The sequence below is a fragment of the Amedibacillus sp. YH-ame6 genome (genome assembly GCF_053848845.1).
Genome location: NZ_JBSPEZ010000018.1, coordinates 49,833 through 68,061, shown reverse-complemented (window position 1 = coordinate 68,061; position 18,229 = coordinate 49,833). Strand labels below are relative to the sequence as shown.

At 35.8% G+C, this 18,229-nt stretch carries 17 protein-coding genes and 1 other annotated feature; of the genes, 1 reads left to right on the top strand and 16 read right to left on the bottom strand.

Annotated elements, in window-relative coordinates; translation table 11 throughout:
• Positions 1–157: 157 nt before the first annotated feature.
• The 3 genes from ACWG0P_RS11800 to spx all read right to left on the bottom strand — a co-directional run bounded on the left by ACWG0P_RS11800 (position 158) and on the right by spx (position 3,629).
• Positions 158–985: a PRD domain-containing protein gene (locus ACWG0P_RS11800; protein WP_455801881.1), complete on the bottom strand. Its 828-nt coding sequence runs from the start codon at positions 983–985 to the stop codon at positions 158–160.
• Positions 986–1,001: 16 nt separating this feature from the next.
• Positions 1,002–3,098, bottom strand: a complete 2,097-nt coding sequence (locus tag ACWG0P_RS11795) for a glucose PTS transporter subunit IIA (protein WP_455801880.1) — start codon at positions 3,096–3,098, stop codon at positions 1,002–1,004.
• 99 nt (positions 3,099–3,197) lie between these two features.
• Positions 3,198–3,629 (bottom strand): transcriptional regulator Spx, encoded by a 432-nt coding sequence (gene spx / locus ACWG0P_RS11790; protein WP_455791909.1) that lies wholly within the window; start codon positions 3,627–3,629, stop codon positions 3,198–3,200.
• Between the two features lie 130 nt (positions 3,630–3,759).
• Positions 3,760–3,951, top strand: a binding site (T-box leader).
• A 32-nt stretch (positions 3,952–3,983) separates the two neighbouring features.
• Between spx and trpS the strand changes: the two genes are divergently transcribed.
• Positions 3,984–4,973, top strand: coding sequence for a tryptophan--tRNA ligase (trpS, locus tag ACWG0P_RS11785; protein ID WP_455801879.1), 990 nt, complete (start codon positions 3,984–3,986; stop codon positions 4,971–4,973).
• A gap of 37 nt (positions 4,974–5,010) precedes the next feature.
• Here trpS and ACWG0P_RS11780 read toward each other — a convergent pair whose 3' ends face one another.
• The 13 genes from ACWG0P_RS11780 to mraZ all read right to left on the bottom strand — a co-directional run bounded on the left by ACWG0P_RS11780 (position 5,011) and on the right by mraZ (position 18,137).
• The gene (locus ACWG0P_RS11780; RefSeq protein ID WP_455801878.1) at positions 5,011–5,811 is read right to left on the bottom strand and encodes a hypothetical protein; all 801 of its coding nucleotides are present in this window, start codon (positions 5,809–5,811) and stop codon (positions 5,011–5,013) included.
• Positions 5,805–6,500, bottom strand: coding sequence for an ABC transporter ATP-binding protein (locus tag ACWG0P_RS11775; RefSeq protein WP_455801877.1), 696 nt, complete (start codon positions 6,498–6,500; stop codon positions 5,805–5,807). Before ACWG0P_RS11775 ends, ACWG0P_RS11780 begins: the two co-directional genes overlap by 7 nt.
• Positions 6,497–6,868, bottom strand: coding sequence for a GntR family transcriptional regulator (locus ACWG0P_RS11770; RefSeq protein WP_455801876.1), 372 nt, complete (start codon positions 6,866–6,868; stop codon positions 6,497–6,499). The genes ACWG0P_RS11775 and ACWG0P_RS11770 overlap by 4 nt, the downstream gene beginning before the upstream one ends.
• A gap of 210 nt (positions 6,869–7,078) precedes the next feature.
• Positions 7,079–7,606, bottom strand: a complete 528-nt coding sequence (locus ACWG0P_RS11765; RefSeq protein ID WP_455801875.1) for a cysteine hydrolase family protein — start codon at positions 7,604–7,606, stop codon at positions 7,079–7,081.
• Between the two features lie 49 nt (positions 7,607–7,655).
• Positions 7,656–8,486, bottom strand: coding sequence for an undecaprenyl-diphosphate phosphatase (locus ACWG0P_RS11760; RefSeq protein ID WP_455801874.1), 831 nt, complete (start codon positions 8,484–8,486; stop codon positions 7,656–7,658).
• A gap of 89 nt (positions 8,487–8,575) precedes the next feature.
• The gene (gene murD, locus ACWG0P_RS11755) at positions 8,576–9,889 is read right to left on the bottom strand and encodes a UDP-N-acetylmuramoyl-L-alanine--D-glutamate ligase (RefSeq protein ID WP_455801873.1); all 1,314 of its coding nucleotides are present in this window, start codon (positions 9,887–9,889) and stop codon (positions 8,576–8,578) included.
• Between the two features lies 1 nt (position 9,890).
• Complete coding sequence (gene mraY / locus ACWG0P_RS11750; protein ID WP_455801872.1) at positions 9,891–10,853, bottom strand: phospho-N-acetylmuramoyl-pentapeptide-transferase; 963 nt, start codon at positions 10,851–10,853, stop codon at positions 9,891–9,893.
• Positions 10,844–12,271, bottom strand: coding sequence for a UDP-N-acetylmuramoyl-L-alanyl-D-glutamate--2,6-diaminopimelate ligase (locus ACWG0P_RS11745; RefSeq protein ID WP_455801871.1), 1,428 nt, complete (start codon positions 12,269–12,271; stop codon positions 10,844–10,846). Before ACWG0P_RS11745 ends, mraY begins: the two co-directional genes overlap by 10 nt.
• Positions 12,249–14,168, bottom strand: a complete 1,920-nt coding sequence (locus ACWG0P_RS11740; protein WP_455801870.1) for a penicillin-binding transpeptidase domain-containing protein — start codon at positions 14,166–14,168, stop codon at positions 12,249–12,251. Before ACWG0P_RS11740 ends, ACWG0P_RS11745 begins: the two co-directional genes overlap by 23 nt.
• 89 nt (positions 14,169–14,257) lie before the next feature.
• Positions 14,258–16,393: a penicillin-binding protein gene (locus ACWG0P_RS11735; RefSeq protein ID WP_455801869.1), complete on the bottom strand. Its 2,136-nt coding sequence runs from the start codon at positions 16,391–16,393 to the stop codon at positions 14,258–14,260.
• Positions 16,394–16,456: 63 nt separating this feature from the next.
• Positions 16,457–16,768, bottom strand: a complete 312-nt coding sequence (locus ACWG0P_RS11730; RefSeq protein WP_455791922.1) for a cell division protein FtsL — start codon at positions 16,766–16,768, stop codon at positions 16,457–16,459.
• A gap of 5 nt (positions 16,769–16,773) precedes the next feature.
• Complete coding sequence (gene rsmH, locus ACWG0P_RS11725; RefSeq protein WP_455791924.1) at positions 16,774–17,709, bottom strand: 16S rRNA (cytosine(1402)-N(4))-methyltransferase RsmH; 936 nt, start codon at positions 17,707–17,709, stop codon at positions 16,774–16,776.
• A complete protein-coding gene (gene mraZ, locus ACWG0P_RS11720; RefSeq protein ID WP_455791925.1) occupies positions 17,706–18,137 on the bottom strand; it encodes a division/cell wall cluster transcriptional repressor MraZ in 432 nt (143 codons plus the stop codon). Before mraZ ends, rsmH begins: the two co-directional genes overlap by 4 nt.
• Between the last annotated feature and the right edge of the window lie 92 nt (positions 18,138–18,229).

The following is an 18,229-nucleotide window of genomic DNA, read 5'->3' as shown; positions in this document are numbered from 1 at the left end:
CTGATTCCCTCATCACCGATTACTGATAATGCCTTTATCTATGATGATCTGCCATTTTAGTGAGAGATTTTATTTTCGCTTATGTTTCATCTTTTTTGAGACATTTTCAAAAACGGTTGACATATCTAATTTTTATTTTTTATACATTTTTTTCCTATTATGTTATGCACGATAAAATCCTTTCCAAATGCAGTGCTAAATATCCAATTTCATTATCTGGAAGATTTTTACTTAATGTTTTTGAGAGAGCCTCACATACATCCTTGGCCTTCTCATAAGCAAATGGAAATTTTTCTTTCGTAAACTCACTAATATCCATTTGTAACTTCTCATTTGTATTCAATCGCAATATCAAAAACTTAATATGATTCATCAAACGAACATACGATATGGATTTTGTATCGATTGTAATACCCAGATCTTGTTGTAAACTATCAATACTTTCATGGATGATGCGTGTTGCCTCCATGGTATCACTTACTTTGTTTGCAGAAATAGCAGAATGCACATGCAATGTAATATACCCAATTTCATCTTCGTTGATTGTCTTTGATATCATTGTTTCTATGATATCTTTTCCCTTTTCAGCTACTTCATATTCATCAGGAAACAATAAACGTATATCATTTAGAAATGGATTGGAAGGCATTAAATCATCCTCCATCCTTTTGATGGCATAACAAATATGATCCGCTAATGGCAACAAGACTCCCTCATCTACTTTTTCAAATTTCTCTTTTGCTAAATAAATGATTTCCGAAGCAATCTCTAAATAGATAGGATCCATTTGATACAAAAGTTCACTCGATCTTCTTGCATCATTGTTATCTTTTTGCATAATGTATTTTTTTGCTTGTTTGCTAACTTCAAATTCTTCATCGACTTTTCTGCCAAAGCCGATACCCTTAAACATAACAACCACTTCTTGTTGATTGTGGGCTGCAAGGATTGTATTATTGTTCAACACCTTAATCACTCGATACATTTGCCTTCCACCTTTCTTAATCACGGATGAGTTTCATCATGACTTCCCCTCTGCTCATTGATTTATATGTTTTTTCAATTTTATAATCATCTGAGAGATTTGTAAATACCACAAGTATATTTTCGCAAGTTGCTTCTTTTTGAATATAACGTAAATCTGCATTCCATAATACATCACCTTTTGAAACAGTCTGCCCGACTCTTACTAGAAGTTCAAATCCTTCTCCTTTGAGATTGACAGTATCTGTACCAAAATGAAGCAACAACTCTATACCATTCTCAAGCAATAGACCAATTGCATGCTTTGTTGGATAAATCATAGTTACAACTCCTTCACATGGCGCAACAATCAAACCATCGTTAGGTTTTACCATCACTCCATCACCAATCAGTTTTTGCGCAAACATCTGATCACAGGATTCTTCGATTGCCATGACTTCCCCATCTACAATACACCCAATTTCAACATTCCCCAAACATAATGATACTTGTTCTTCTTCCATCTCATCTTTTGTCGTATGCAATAAATATTCTTTGATATTTGTACGAATCATCGAAGCCTTCGGACCAAATATGATTTGTAGTCCATTTCCATGCATAATAATCGCTGCTGCTCCAGCCTGTTTCAACAACGCTTTATTTACCTTTGCACTATCATTGATGGTAAGTCTAAGTTTCGTAATACAACTATCTAGATTACTAATATTATCACGTCCACCTACACCCACAACAATACGTTGTGCCTGTTTATCAATCACATAGGAATCACTTTCCTGTTTATCCTTCTTATTATGAATGGTAAGAGCCAATAAATCTTGCGCCCCTCCTCGCCCAATCGTCTTTAAATTAAAACGGACTATCATAAACTTAAATACAAAATAGTATAAGCAGAAATAGAAAAGCCCTACTGGTATTGCCAAATACCAACTTGTCTTATCATTCCCTTGTAAAACTCCAAACACAATAAAATCCAACAGTCCACCCGAGAACGTAAGTCCAATCGTGATATTCAATATTTGTGCCACCATATAAGCACTTCCCACAAAGATGACATGTATCACATACAAAATAGGCGCAGAGAATAAAAACATAAATTCTACAGGTTCCGTAATTCCTGTTAACACGCTTGTCAAACATGCCGTTAAAAGGAAACTTCCCACAATTTTTTTATATTCTTTCTTACAACAGCGATACATTGCCAAACCAGCTCCTGGCAACCCAAAGATCATAAACAGAAACTCTCCCGTAAAATAACGAGTTGCATCTGCACTAAAATGTATGGTATTAGGATCCGCTAATTGCGCAAAGAAAATATTTTGTCCTCCATAAATCATCGTTCCATTTACTTCCATTGATCCACCAACAACCGTTTGCCAGAAAGGCAAATAGAATACATGGTGTAACCCAAATGGATTTAATATACGCTTAATACAACCAAACACAAAAGTTCCAATATACCCTGACTGCGTTATAAAGTCCCCTGCTGAAAATATCATATTTTGAAAGAACGGCCAAATATAATACATCAAGAAACCCACAAACAAATATACAACTGCAGATATAATAGGTACAAAGCGCGTACCTTCAAAAAACGATAATACACTTGGTAGCTCGATGCGATAGAAACGATTATGTAAATACGCAACCCCTAAACCAACAAGAATGCCACCAAACACTCCCATTTCTAAAGATTGAATCCCACATACAAAATTGATTGTCCCATCCACTACATCACTTGCTATCTTACCATCCACGATTCTTCCATCCGCAACCAACATTCCATTGATGGTCGTATGCATTACTAAAAAGGCTACGATTGCGGAAAGTGTCGCAATCTCTCGCTCTTTTTTTGCCATACCCAAGGCAACCGAAGCTGCGAATATAATCGGTAGATTATTAAATATTGTACTACCTACTTTTGTTGTCACCTGTAACACATCATGCAAAAACATCCCCTGCCCTAAAATTCCTTCTAAATGCAGTGATGCAATGGTTGCTTCATTTGTCAAACAACTACCCAATCCCAAGAAAAGTCCAGCAATGGGCAATAAGGCAATAGGCAACATAAAGCTACGTCCAACACGTTGCATGATCCCAAATAAATTAGATTTCATAAGCTCTCCCATATCTCAATGATAATTATTACATTTGAACATTGTATCGTCAATCGTTTTGTTGCACAAAAAGAAAAGCAGTATGCTATACACACTACTTTATGCTTCTTCTCTTACTTTACCACAAATTGGATAATTTGCACAACTTGGATTACATGCTTTTTCCGCCATAATTCTAAGGCTCGGTGGAATAAAGGCTGTGATTTCATCATCATCATAACCCACAACAAAACTTTTTTCATTGATCATAATTGGTCTTTTTAAAATACTTGGATTCTTCTGAATCAAATCCACTAATTCTTTCACGGATAAATCGTCCAAATCTTTGTTTAATTCTTGAAATACTTTGGAACGTGTAGATATGATATCTTCCGTACCATTTTCGCTTCTCTGTAAGAGATATTTAATCTCCTCTTCTTTTAATAGAGTCGTAAAAATATTTTTCTCAACGAACTTCATATCGTTGTCTTTGAGCCATTGTTTTGCTTTTCGACAGCTTGCACATCCTGGTGATGTATATAAGATAATCATCTATATCTGCCTCCTTTTGGTTTCACCCCTCTATTATATAGTATAGTGTTTTTTATGGAAAGCGAAATTTCAAGTTTTTTGTTTTCCTCTTGCCAAGTATTCGTTGTGATAGTATGATAATACTGTTAATACATATGCAATGAAAAAGTAAGAGTAGAATGTTATGGATGCTAAGTAGAGAACTGATGGTTGGTGAAAGTCAGTACACCTAATATTTGAAGTGGAACTTTCGAGCATACTCATCCGAGCGGAAACTCACCGTTATGAGAAGTGGCTTCACATGAAGCAAGTTGGGTGGTACCACGCTATATGCGTCCCTACAGGGTACTTTTTTTATTTTATAGGAGGATATTTATGAAACGAATGCTGAGTGGCATTAAGCCAACAGGAAGATTAACATTGGGAAATTATATTGGAGCCATCCGTAATTTTGTGGAGTACCAAGAAGATTATGAAATGTACGTATTCATCGCCAATATGCATGCTATTACCGTTCCTCAAGAACGTGCAGAACTAAAACAAAATACAAAGGATTTAATTGCTTTATATCTAGCTGCGGGTTTAGACCCAAACAAAGCGACCATCTTTTTACAAAGTGATTTACCTCAACATGCAGAATTGGGTTGGATTATGACGTGCAATTCCTATATCGGAGAAATGCAGAGAATGACGCAATACAAAGATAAAACCGCAAAAGGTGAAACTGGTATCACTGCCGGTTTGTTTACTTATCCAGCTTTAATGGCAGCCGATATTCTATTATATGATGCGGATTATGTACCCGTGGGACTTGACCAAAAACAACATGTAGAACTTACAAGAGATTTGGCAGAACGTTTCAATCATCGTTATGGAGATACCTTCGCAATCCCTGAACCATTGGTAGCTAAAGTAGGAGCGAAAATCTATTCCCTCCAAAACCCAACAAAAAAGATGTCAAAATCAGAAGACAACCCAAAAGGTACCATTGATTTATTAGATGAACCTGCAGTTGCTCGTAAAAAGGTTATGTCTGCAGTTACGGATTCTTTAGGAGTTGTGAAATATGATGTGGAACAACAACCTGGAATTTCCAATCTTCTTATGATTCTTTCTTCCTTAACAGGAGAAGAAATAGAATCCATTGTTAAACGTTATGAAGGAAAAGGCTATGGAGATTTCAAGAAAGAAGTTGGTGAAGCCGTATTTAACTTCCTTACTGATTTACAAAAGAAATACAAAGACATCCTAAGTAGTGGTACGTTAGAAAAAGTAATTACCGAGGGAAACGACAAAGCTCGAGCAATTGCGCAAAAGAAACTTATGAAAGTAAAGAAGAAAGTTGGATTTCAATTGTTCAACTAAAGCAAATGGAGGATGTCCTAAGACAACCTCCATTTTTTTATTCAAGATTTAATTTGCGATTCGCAAGAACCACAGATAGAACATGGAATACTACCATAGATATAACGGTAAGAATCGTTGAGGATATAAATATCAATTCTACATATTGCCATACATCCGACAATAATGGATTAGAGGTATTCATGATATCCATCAATTCTGGATCAATCCAAATATCAACTCCTAGCATAATAATACTCAATATGCTTTGAATAACATAGATAATGATAGCAGCTACAATCGAAAACAAGATTTTATTCGTATTTTGCGTTTGTCCTATCATCATAGACGTAAATGCCATTTGAACATAAGAAATATAGCTAATGGCAAGCATCGCAATAATCCAAATGAGTGCCTTTGTACTATCTACTCCATTTATTGCGAACACTTCACTTATTTGATCTAAGAAAGATTTAACCCCTCCTTGATAGAAGGCAAGGAATACACCAAGGATTACTACTGCTGTCGCAATCACCATAAACACAACAGATGTAAGTTCCTTAGATAAAATGATTTGATTTCTTGTGACTGGAAGAGTGTGTGTTAAATACCCTTCATCTTTCAATACATTAAAGTAAAATTGTTTGATTGCTACGATCAATGTCCAAACAACAACCGCAATCAGCGCAAATATACACATCGTAACCATAAAAGAATAGACAACTGATACCACAGGAAATGCATCTACTACATATTTCATCCCGCGTGTTGCTAATGCAAATCCTAACGCAATCAAATACATTGGCAACAAACTTTTTCCTTGAGACTTTATATCATACTTTAATAATTTCCCTAACATCTGAATTCCTCCCTAAAAATTTCATCAATAGATTTCCCACTCGCATTACGCAATTCATCCGCAGATGTATTCTTCACAATTTCACCTTTGGAAATAAATACAACATCATCCAAGATCCGTTCAATATCCGCAATTAAATGTGTAGATATTAAGATTGATGCATCTTCGTTGAAGTTTGCTAAAATGGTATCCAAGATATAATCACGAGCAGCTGGGTCAACACCCCCAATTGGCTCATCAAGAATATACAACTGTGCATTTCTACTCATTACCATAATCAACTGTACTTTTTCTTTTGTACCTTTTGACATCGTCTTTAATCGATCATTTTCATCGATTTCAAAGTCTGCCAACAACTTATGTGCTTTTTGTTCATTAAAGTCTTCATAGAAGTCTGCGAAATAAGCAATCAGTTCTTTAACTTTCATATTGAAACTCAAATAGCTTCTCTCTGGTAAATATGAAATTACTTTCTTACTATTCACTCCTGGTTTTTCACCATTGATTAACACATTACCAGTCGTTGGAACTAATAAGTCATTGATGATTTTTATCAACGTTGATTTCCCACTTCCATTAGATCCCAACAATCCTATAATCTTTCCTTTTTCAATATTCAAATTTACTTTTTTTAAAGCTTCCTTGTTTCCAAATCGTTTACTTACATTTTTAATTTGTACAATACTCATTTCTTCTCTCCCTTTCTAACATCCCTAATGAATGTGAATAATTCTTCATCTTCATACCCCAACGATTTCATCGCTTTCAGAAATTCTTCCACCTTTTCGACAGCCAATTCTCTTTTCAACTGTGCGATCACATGTTTATCTTCCGTTACAAACCGTCCATTTGTACGTTCTGTAAATACTAACCCTGCACTTTCTAACTCTGAAAAGGCGCGTTGCATAGTATTCGGATTGACTCGATAACTTGCTGCTAATTCTCGTACAGAAGGAAGTTTTTCTCCTTCATGGTATTTCCCCGATATGATATCCAATTTAATCAAATCAAGAATTTGAAGATAAATCGGGCGCTCATTACTGAAATCCGTAATCATTACACCACCTCCTGTGTCACTGTATTAAGTGCTTAACACAATAATACAGCACACTCTGTTTTTTGTCAACACCCAATGCAAAAAAAGTCTATCTACTAAGATAAACTCTTTCTACCATATCAGCACTCCTTTTATATACTCCCTATGATAAAAGGCAAAAACAATACAATAACAATTACAACTTTCTCAACCGATGGATGTATAAAATCATCATAATCCTCGCATCCTTTGTAACGTTTCTTCCATAGATATACATGTAGCATAACGACCCTTCCATAGGAAATCGTTATAATAGTGATAACTTTCTTCTGCGCTCATATATTTATTATCAACTGTTGAATTCGCAAAAGCAGGCACGATGATTTGAAATCCATGTTCAAATCCACACTTTACATTCGCATCAATACAATATTCACTCTGTAATCCCGTAATGATAAGTTCTCTTTCTTTCTTACCTTTTAAATAATCCAATAACCCCGATTCCTTAAAAGCACTATTCACTTTCTTATCAAAGATCTTTTCATCTGCCTTAGGCGCAAATGGTTCATAGATGTCAAACGCATCGCATCCTCTTACAAGTTCTCCACCCTCTTTATCTTGATGGCGAACATAGATTACTTCGATATTATTCACACGAGCAGATTCAATCAACTCTTTGATATTTGATACCAACGCATCAAATGCATACACATCGCTCTTCATAATACCTTTTTGAGTATCAATGACTAATAAGACCATATTTATAATCCTCCCTTTCACTAAAAAAGAGACTTTCGTCCCTTACATCTTATAAAATTCCTGTTAGAAAAGTAATTAAAACAACAATTCCTAACACAATTCGATAGTAACCAAAAACTTTGAAATCATGTTTCTTAATATAGCTCATTAAGAATCGAATAACAATTAAGGAAACGATGAAAGCAGAAATCATACCCACAATAAGGAGTGTAAGTTCTGTTCCTGTAAATCCAAATCCGAATTTCACAATCTTTAACAAGCTCGCTCCAAACATAACTGGAATCGCAAGGAAGAACGTAAATTCTGCCGCAATGGTACGACTAACACCAATCATCAAGCCACCAAGAATGGTTGCGCCAGAACGACTTGTCCCTGGAAAAATTGCGGCGATTAACTGAAATCCACCAATCAACAAGGCATCTTTATAAGACAACTCAGCTAGTGTAGTAACACGTGCGCGTTTTCCTTTGTTTTTATTCTCGATAAACAAGAAGGCAATACCTACCAATACCAACATGATCGCAACTACCCAACCATTGTATAAATATTTTTCTAGTATATCATCGAACGCCAATCCAATAATAGCCGCAGGAATACAAGCAACCAAGATTTTTCCCCATAAATTCATAATATCATAACGAACGAATGGACGATTTTTATTCTTTAGATTAAATGGAAAGATTTTGTGCCAAAACAATAATACAACTGCTAAGATGGCACCCAATTGGATAACCACAAGAAATACACTCCAAAACTCTTTTGATACATCCATTGGCATAACTTCTTCTACCAATATCATATGTCCTGTACTACTGATTGGTAACCATTCCGTGATTCCTTCAATAATACCATATATAATCGACTTTAAAATTTCTAACATAATACTCCTCCTGTTTCATTTTAATATTTTACACGTTGCTTTACAAAAGTACAATCTTTCGTTTGCTTTATAACGAAATTGAAAGAATATTATTTCGCAAGTACTTCGTTTACCATATCCTTAAACATTTTTCCTCGTACTTCATAATTTGGAAATTGATCGTAACTAGAACATGCTGGTGACAATAAAATCACATCTCCTGGTGCACTGATACGAACCGCTTCATTAAGTGCCTCTTGCATAGTTTCTTTTGTAGTTACATTATGGAAGATATCTTTGAACTGTTCTTTTGTTTCTCCAAAAGAAATACATTGTTTCACTTGTTCATCAAATGGTTTTAAATCATCAAAGCTAATACCTTTGTCATGCCCCCCTGCCAATAAAATAATATTCTTGGTAAAGGATTGTAAGGCTGCCACAACTGCATGGGTATTTGTAGCTTTGGAATCATTATAAAACTTAACTCCATCTTTTTCACCAATGTATTCTAAACGATGTTCTACTGGCTTAAATGCACGTATTGCTTGTTGAATGTCCTCGACACTTACACCGAGTTTGAATGCCATACAACTAGCCACCATAGCATTGGATAAATTATAATCCCCCACTACTTTTAAATCGGCTTCATCAAATAGCTTCATATCTTTTAAATATACACTACCTTCATGTCGATATAATTCTACATCATCTCTCACAAGTGAAAAATCGATTACTTGACATGGGATTTTAACTGCATACTTCATCAAGGTTTCATCATCTACATTACGTAAAAACCAATCTTCACCTTTACAGTTCTCATAGATTCGCATTTTAGATTCATAATACGATTCTACACTTGGCATGTAATCCAAATGATCAGGCGCAAGATTACAAACAACACTCACGGTTGGACGAAAAGTATCGATTCCTAATAATTGAAAATTACTCAATTCTAGCGCAACATCTTTTTCCTCACCTTCAAATTCAAAGGCTTGTTCACTCAATGGTACTCCAATGTTTCCTGCAACAAGTGCTTTATGATTATATTCTAACATCTCATACAACATCGTCGTAATCGTTGTTTTTCCATTGGTTCCTGTGATCGCACCATAATGAAATTTCGATGCATAACGATATGCGATCTCTACTTCCGTTAAAATCTGTACTTGATGATCCACAAAATATTTCACAAAAGGTACGGTATATTTAATCCCTGGATTCTTTACAACAAATGCATACTCACAGTGCTTTAAAGTTTCAGGATGTCCTTGATCATATACTTCCATCCCTTGTTGAATAAGTTCTTCTTTTTCTTTGATTTCATTCATATCCGTTAGGATTACATGAAATCCATGACGATGTAAAAGCTTCGAAACTGCAATACCACTTCTAGCCGCTCCAATCACCAATACGTTTCTTTTCATGTTATATCACCCCTAGCCATAATCCTATAGCTGCTAGTACAAAACCAATACTCCAAAACATAATCACTACTTGTGTCTCTTTCATTCCACCTTCTTCAAAATGATGATGAAGAGGTGCCATACGGAAGATTCTTTTCTTCGTACGTTTATAATAGGTAACCTGAATCACAACAGATAACATTTCCATTAAGAACACGCCACCAATCACTAACAATAACAATTCTTTTTTCAAAATCATAGCGGATGCCGCAATCAAACCACCAAGGGCGAGAGATCCTGTATCCCCCATAAAAATTTTCGCAGGATGAATATTGAATCGCAAATATCCCAAAAGACTTCCACTGACCGCTAACAAGAACATTGCTAAATCGCTATTTTCTTGTAGTAAGGCGAAGATGATAAAAGGCGCAATCGCAATAAGAGAAGTCCCAGCACAAAGTCCATCTAAACCATCTGTAAAGTTGACCGCATTACTCTCTGCCGTAAACATGATAAAGATTAACACAAAGTACAAGAATCCTAGTTCAATTGTCATATGGAACACTGGTATTTCTACAAATGTAGCCGCCATGGATTGATAAAACAAATAAAAGACAATAGCTAGTACAGATTGCATTAGAAATTTAACTTTCGGTTTTAATCCATCGTTATTCTTTTTCACAACGATTAAGAAATCATCAATAAACCCAATCATCGCATACCCAAGATATGCAAAGACTACAATTAACATTTCTTTTGAAAAGAATGCTTTATAATCCAAGATTAACAATACCAATACTGGGACAATTACAAAGACACACCCACCCATGGTTGGCGTTCCTGTTTTTGCCATATGGCTTTTTGGTCCTTCTTGTCGAACACTTTGTCCGAATTTAATTTTATGTAGAAACGGAATGAGGATTGGCATGACAATGAAGGTCGCTACCAAACTACATCCGAATGCAAGTAGATATTTTAATTCCACTCTAGTTCCTCCTTATATAGCAACTTGTATATACAAGAGCGATCAGAAAAGGGGTATTCCACTCCACGAATGGTGATGGTATCCTCGTCTCCTTTTCCAGCGATTATTATTATATCATCTTTTTGGGCAATTTTAACAGAATGTTTTATCGCAAAATAACGATTCTCAAAAATCCTTACATTATCATGTGGATGAAGACACATATCTTCTAGAATTTTATATACACTTTCTCCTCTAGGATTATCACTTGTATAAATCGCAATATCACTATACGTAGAGGCTACATCCGCCATCATAGGACGTTTACTACGATCGCGATCTCCCCCACATCCAATCAGTGTTATGATTCTTCCCTTTTTCACAAGATTCGCAAATTCTAAAAGATTCTTTAACGCATCATAGGTATGCGCATAATCCAACCAAATATAAAAATCATTTGCCTCTATTAGTTCCATTCTTCCCGCAACACCCTTCATTCCACCAACCAAGTCTTGTAAACGCTCATAACTTGTCCCTAATCGATGCACCGCTATTAATGCTTCACATAAATTATAAATATTGATCATTCCCAACAAAGGCGCACGATATGGATATCCTTGAACCTCAAACGCAATATCATGATCACTAAGCATAACTTTACGAATAGGAAAATGTGCTTGATCCATACCAAAACAAATACAATTATAATTCGCTAGATGAACAAGCTCTTGCATATATGGCATATCTGCATTATAAATGATGGCGCCATTGGTCTTTAAGTATTGACGCAATTTAAACTTTGTATAGCGATAATGTGTTGAAGTTAAATGATAATCTAAATGATCTCGTGTGATATTGGTATATAAAATCATATCAAAGTTAATAAAACGTATACGATTTTGATCAATTGAATGTGAACTTACTTCCATTACTATATAATCACATCCAAAGTCCAATGCCTTTTGAAACCATTGCGCGAGTTGAAAACACCCAGGAGTCGTATTATGTGTTCTTTCTATCAGTTGATGATATTTTATAAATCCAGTCCCAATCTGCAATACCCTTTTCTCTTCCATTTCCAATAATTGTGTAATATAAGAGGCAACACTTGTTTTCCCACTTGTTCCCGTTACCCCAATAACACATAACGCAGTACATAAGTCTCCATAAAACCTATTGATCAACACCCCTACAACAAATTCAATATGTGCCACTCTATATACATGTTCTTGTTGCAATTCTTGATCACATAACACAACTCCACCATTCTTTAATGCTTCCTTTGCGTATTCTTTCGCATGTTCACTATGATCACGTAACACAAATACCCAATCTTTTTGGATTTCTTTACTATGGTCACTGATCCCTTTTACAATCCTATCATCTTGACAAGGAATTTGTAGTGCTTCCAATAGTTTACTTAACGTTATCGTCTCCAAGATAAATCCAAACCTCCCCTCCCTGTGAACTGAAGGTTGTGCCAGCTTCTGGCATTTGTTCTAACACAGTATCTCCTTCACCAATAAAACTAAAACGTATACCTTCTTGTACTACATCTTTTTTCTTCTTCCCAACGAAATCCGCAACTTTGATATTTTCTGTTTCTGGCCATACCAATTTCTTTGGTATTTGATCATCTACTTTCTTGACTCCTAAATAAGGCAAGATATCCTCATAACAAGCTTTTGCGATTGGCGCAATCACCGTTCCCCCGTATTGAATATTGTTTTGTGGACTATCGGCCGCAATATAAAGTACGATTTCTGGATCATCAATTGGTGCCGCAGATAAGAAAGATAGAATATAACTAGAACTTGAATAAACTCCATTTTCTGCCTTTTGTGCAGTTCCTGTTTTTCCACCGATTTTATATCCTTCTAAATAGGCTTGTTTACCACCACCATTGGCTACAACACTCTCTAATGCATAACGCATTTTCTTACTTGTATCTTCACTAATTACTTTACGTTTGATGGTTGGTTTATATTCTAATATCGGATCATGGGTAATCGGATCATTGATACTTTTTGTAATATATGGTTCATATAAAGTTCCACCATTCACAATCGCAGAGAATGCAGTAACTAACTGAATTGGTGTTACACTCAATCCTTGTCCAAAGGCTACGGTTGCTTGTTCTACTTCTCCCATCGCACTCTTTTTAAACATAATTCCCTTAGATTCTCCAGGTAAATCTATTCCTGTCTTCTCTCCAAATCCAAATTTTTTCACATACTCATATTCATTATCTAACCCTAAACGTCTAGAGATTTCCACAAACCCTGGATTACTAGAGTTCTCAAGCACTTGTAAGAACGTCTGTTGTCCATGTCCTCCAGCTTTCCAAGACTTGATTCTAGCACCCCCTACCATTTCATACCCTTTGTCATAGTAGGTATCTTTAAACATATCAAACAAATTTAATTCTAAAGCTGACGCAAAGGTTACTGACTTGAAAGTAGAACCAGGCTCATAACTCATCCAAATAGGAAGATTTCGATTATAAATATCACTAGAATACTCTTGATATTTATTTGGATTATAGTCTGGCTTAGATACCATCGCCAATATCTCTCCTGTTTTTGGATTCATCGCTAGTGCTAAACAACTCTTCGGCTTGTATCGTTTCACAAGATTGTTCATTTCTCGCTCTACGATATCTTGTATCAACGCATCGATGGTTAAAACGACATCCATTCCTCTTCCAGGGGCCTCATAAGATTCATTGTATAATTCAACGTTGTGTCCTTTCGCATCAAATGGAATGTTTAAGGCACCACTTTGTGCAGTAAGAATATCATTGTATTGTAACTCTAAACCCGCAAGTCCTTGATTATCAATCCCAGTAAAACCTAATACTTGCGCAAGATAATTGTTATTAGGATAATTACGCAAGGAATCTTGTACCAAGTATACCCCTGGCAAATCCAAAGCCTCTAATGCATTTGCTTTCTCATTACTAATAAGTCTTCCTTCTGGTTGTATCTTTTGTGTACTTACCTTTTTACTAATCGTTTCATAAATCTTTTTTTCATCTGCCTCCAGTATCTTCGCAAGTTGTTTCGATGTACCACTTGCGTCTGTAATTTGAGCAGGCACCACCATCACCGATGTACTTGGGATATCATGAGCGAGTACAGTTCCATTTTTATCAAGAATCGACCCACGTAATCCTGCCACCGTAAAATCCCTCTCCCAAAGATTTAAGGCTTTTTCCATGATGTCCGTATGATGAAAAATTTGTTCGTACCCAAGTTTACCTAAGATGCATGCAAATATCATCATTGCACATAAGAATATAATATGTATTCGACTCTTTACTTTACCACGGATCATAATATCACCTCGTTGTATCTTATGACAAAGACATATAAAAAATGATAACGAAATAGAAAACACTCGAATCCTAGGATTCGAGTGCTCATTTATTCCATTTTTACTTTTATAATGCTATCTTTATCAATCGTCTTACCTTCTGCAATATCTTGACTTACCACAACTCCTGAACCATCCATTTCTACAGAAATACCAGTCAATTCCCAGAATGCAGTAATATCCTTCTTTGTCCAACCACTCATATTTGGCATTGTGATAACTGCCCCGTCGGTTAAGATAAAGACATTTTGATTTGATACAATCGTAGAATTACTAGCAGGATACTGCTTAACTACACTTGTTCCGTCTCCAATTACAATCTGTCCAACCTTCATATCTACTAGCTTATTTTTCGCATACTCCAAAGTATGGTTGGTAATAGAAGGCATTGTATAATCTTTCCATTCGGAATAAGTTTTCTTTTCTTCAGATGTATTTGTATTACTAGCAACATTAGCTGCGACAAGTGCTGCACGCATAACATCTTTCATAGGAGAACGATCAAAGTCAATGATATCAGAACCTTGGAAACAATAATACACCATGACTTTCGGATCATCATAAGGCGCTGCCATCATAACCGAACTTGTCCAAATTCCTGAATTATATCCTTTTTCTGCCGTGGCAACTTCCCCTGTACCAGTTTTCGCAATGACACTTACATCATCTAAACGATATGCATGTCCTGTCCCTTCACTATCTTCCACAACTGTCTTCATCAAACTACGCATATATTCACTCGTTTTTTGTGAAATTGGAGTTCCTACTTGTTTTGTGCCATATTGTTTGATGATTTTATTGGAATTGGCATCTGTGATACGTTCCACAACATATGGACGCACCATTTTCCCATCGTTTAAAATTGCTGTATACGCTTGTGCCATTTGAAGGGCATTTATTTGTATTGCCTGTCCAAATCCAACAGATAATTTATCGGATGGATAAGTCCAACTCATGCCCCCAGCCTCATTGTTCACAAAAGGAATCGCAACTTGTTTTACAAAGCCAAACTTTTCCACATACTCCTTGTACACCTCGGGATTCATATACTTTGTAAGTAATTCACAAATCCCTATATTACTAGAAATCGTAAATCCTTTATCAAATGATAAACTACCATGATCCCTCCCCATTGCATCTGTAATTTTTGCGTACGGCCCATCGTTTGCGGAGGTACGATAAATTTTACCATCTCCATCTACATTATAATAGAAAGTTCCACTCGAAAAACTCGTGTCATAGGGATACACCCCAGAATCGACAGCCGCCGCATACGTGATTCCTTTCATAACTGAACCTGGTTCATAAAGGTACATAGCAGGAACATTGGTTCCATTCTCTGCAGAGCCTTCTCGTGTATTCAAATCATAAGTTGGATACGATGCATATCCTAATATTTTCCCAGTTTCCACTTCCATAGCGATTCCCCAACCTATTTTACCTGATTTTTTCACCGTCTTTTCTAGACTGCTCTGTAACGTAAGTTGAACGTTTCGATCAAGGGTAAGTGTTACATTATTCCCATCTTGTTCATATTCTTTTGTATATGGTGTACCTGGAATGATATTTCCATTCACATCTTTTTGATAGGTTTCTAATCCATCTGCCCCTGTCAAATACTCGTTTAATGTACTTTCAAGTCCTTGTACACCTGTTAGCATTTCATCTGTATCACTATATTGTGCAAATCCAATAAGTTGGGAAGCAAATATACCATTTGGATAATTTCTTTTTACAGACTTTTCAAAGGAAATTCCTTGTAATTCTAAAGACTCAATGCCTTCTTTAACATTCGTACTTAAATTCTTTCCTTTTGTGCCTAAGTAGGTTTGATAGCTTCCTTTTTCCTTAGCGTCACTTAGTTTTTGATAAATGTCATCTTCACTCATATCAAGTTTCGTTGCTAATAGTCTTGCGGTTTTACGAACATCCGCAACATAGGCTGGCTTATCACCAATCCCTTTACGCGATTTATCTAGATACGCAATGATTGTATAAGAATCTTCATCCTGTGCGATTACTTCACCTGAACGATCATAAATGGTTCCACGTTTTCCCTTAATGACATTCGTATTTGAAATAGAAGAATCTTTGTATTCCTTTATATTGATACCACTACGTAGATGCGTATGTGTAACCATAGTAAAAAGGACATTGGAAATAACGATTGCTCCAATAATCCCCATTATGATTAGTGTAAAAAATAAAGTTCGATTGCTTCTTTTGGGATTCATTTAATCACGCCTTTATTACTTGGAAGACTCATCTTCGATTGTCACTATATTTCCTTGATTATAGCTAATTCCTTCGGATTCAACCATACCTACCACTCGTTCGCGGTTTTCAAGGTTATTTACATCCGTTTCAAGATTTGCGACAGCAGCTTTTAAAGTACCTGCCTTTTCTTGAATATTTTGTGCTTCTTTTTGCAACATAATATTGTATGACTGAAGTCCAAAAATAGCGCCAAGATACATAAAAATTGACAATGTAAATACTAATGTCGCTATTGCCTCGATTCTTAATCTTCTTTTTCTTTTTACTAATTTTGCCTTCGCCATATAACTCACCTTACTCTTTCAATTATTCGAAGTTTAGCGGAATGAGAACGATTGTTTTCTTCTAGTTCTTCTTCATTCGCTGTAATTGGTTTGCGATTCACCAAACGAAACGGTACTTCTTCCATATCCTTTGGAAGGATAGGAATACGTTTATCCACTTTTTTAGGTGTCGCAACTTTATGGAATGCTTCTTTTACAATGCGATCTTCCAAGGATTGGAAGGATATCACACAGAGTCTTCCATTTACGTTTAACATGTCTAGTGCATCCTGTAGGACTAACTCAATTTCTTTTAGTTCATCATTCACCGCAATTCGTATTGCTTGAAATACTTTCTTTGCAGGATGTCCTTTTTTGTTTAGCACTTTGGATGGTAAAGCAGATTTGATGACATCTACCAACTCAAAGGTTGTTTCTATTGGTTTTGTTTCTCTTTGTTTTTCAATTTTTCTTGCGATTTGTTTAGCGAAGTTTTCTTCTCCATATTGATAGAAGATACGAACCAATTCATGATAATCATATGTATTAACGATATCATAAGCACTAATTGCTTGTGTTTGATCCATTCGCATATCCAATAACGCATCGTAACGATAACTAAAGCCTCGTTGTGCATCATCAAATTGTGGAGATGAAACTCCTAAATCTAGTAACATACCATCAAAATGTTCAATGCCTAATTTATGTAATTCCTGTTTCAAGTTTGAAAACTGATTATGAATCAGGGTGAAATTGTCACCAATTTCATGTAAACGTTGTGTAGATTCTGCAATTGCTGTTTCATCTCGATCGAACGCATATAGGTGACCTTGTGGAATGTGTTTTAGTATTTCACAACTATGTCCACCTCTTCCTAAGGTTCCATCTACATAAATACCATCGGGTTTTATATGTAATCCTTCGATACATTCTTCTAAGAGAACGCTGTAATGTTTACTCATAACATGAACTCCGTAAGATTTTCTGCGATTTCTTCAAACGTCGCATTTGCTTCATCATCCACTGGATCCCATTTCTCTTTGGACCAAATTTCTACATGATTAGCAGCACCAATGACCATACATTCTTTTACCAATTCACCAATACGAATGAGCGGTGCAGGTATCAAGATACGCCCTTGACCATCAATTTCACATTCAGCAGCTTTGCTCGTCATCATACGTACAAACATACGAGCATCTTTTTTTGTAGAAGGCAGTTTTAACAACTGTTCATAAATTGTCTGCCATTGCTCATTGGTATAGATCGTAAGACAGCCATCAAGACCTCTTGTGACAATTACCTGTTCACCAAGTTCCTCACGGAATTTGGCTGGGATAATAATACGACCTTTTTTATCAATATTATGAGCGTATTCACCCATGAACATAAGCCATTTCCTCCACTTTCTACCACTTTGCGCTACTATCTACCACTATTATACCCTTTTCTCTATATTTTGTATATATATTTTTTATGTTT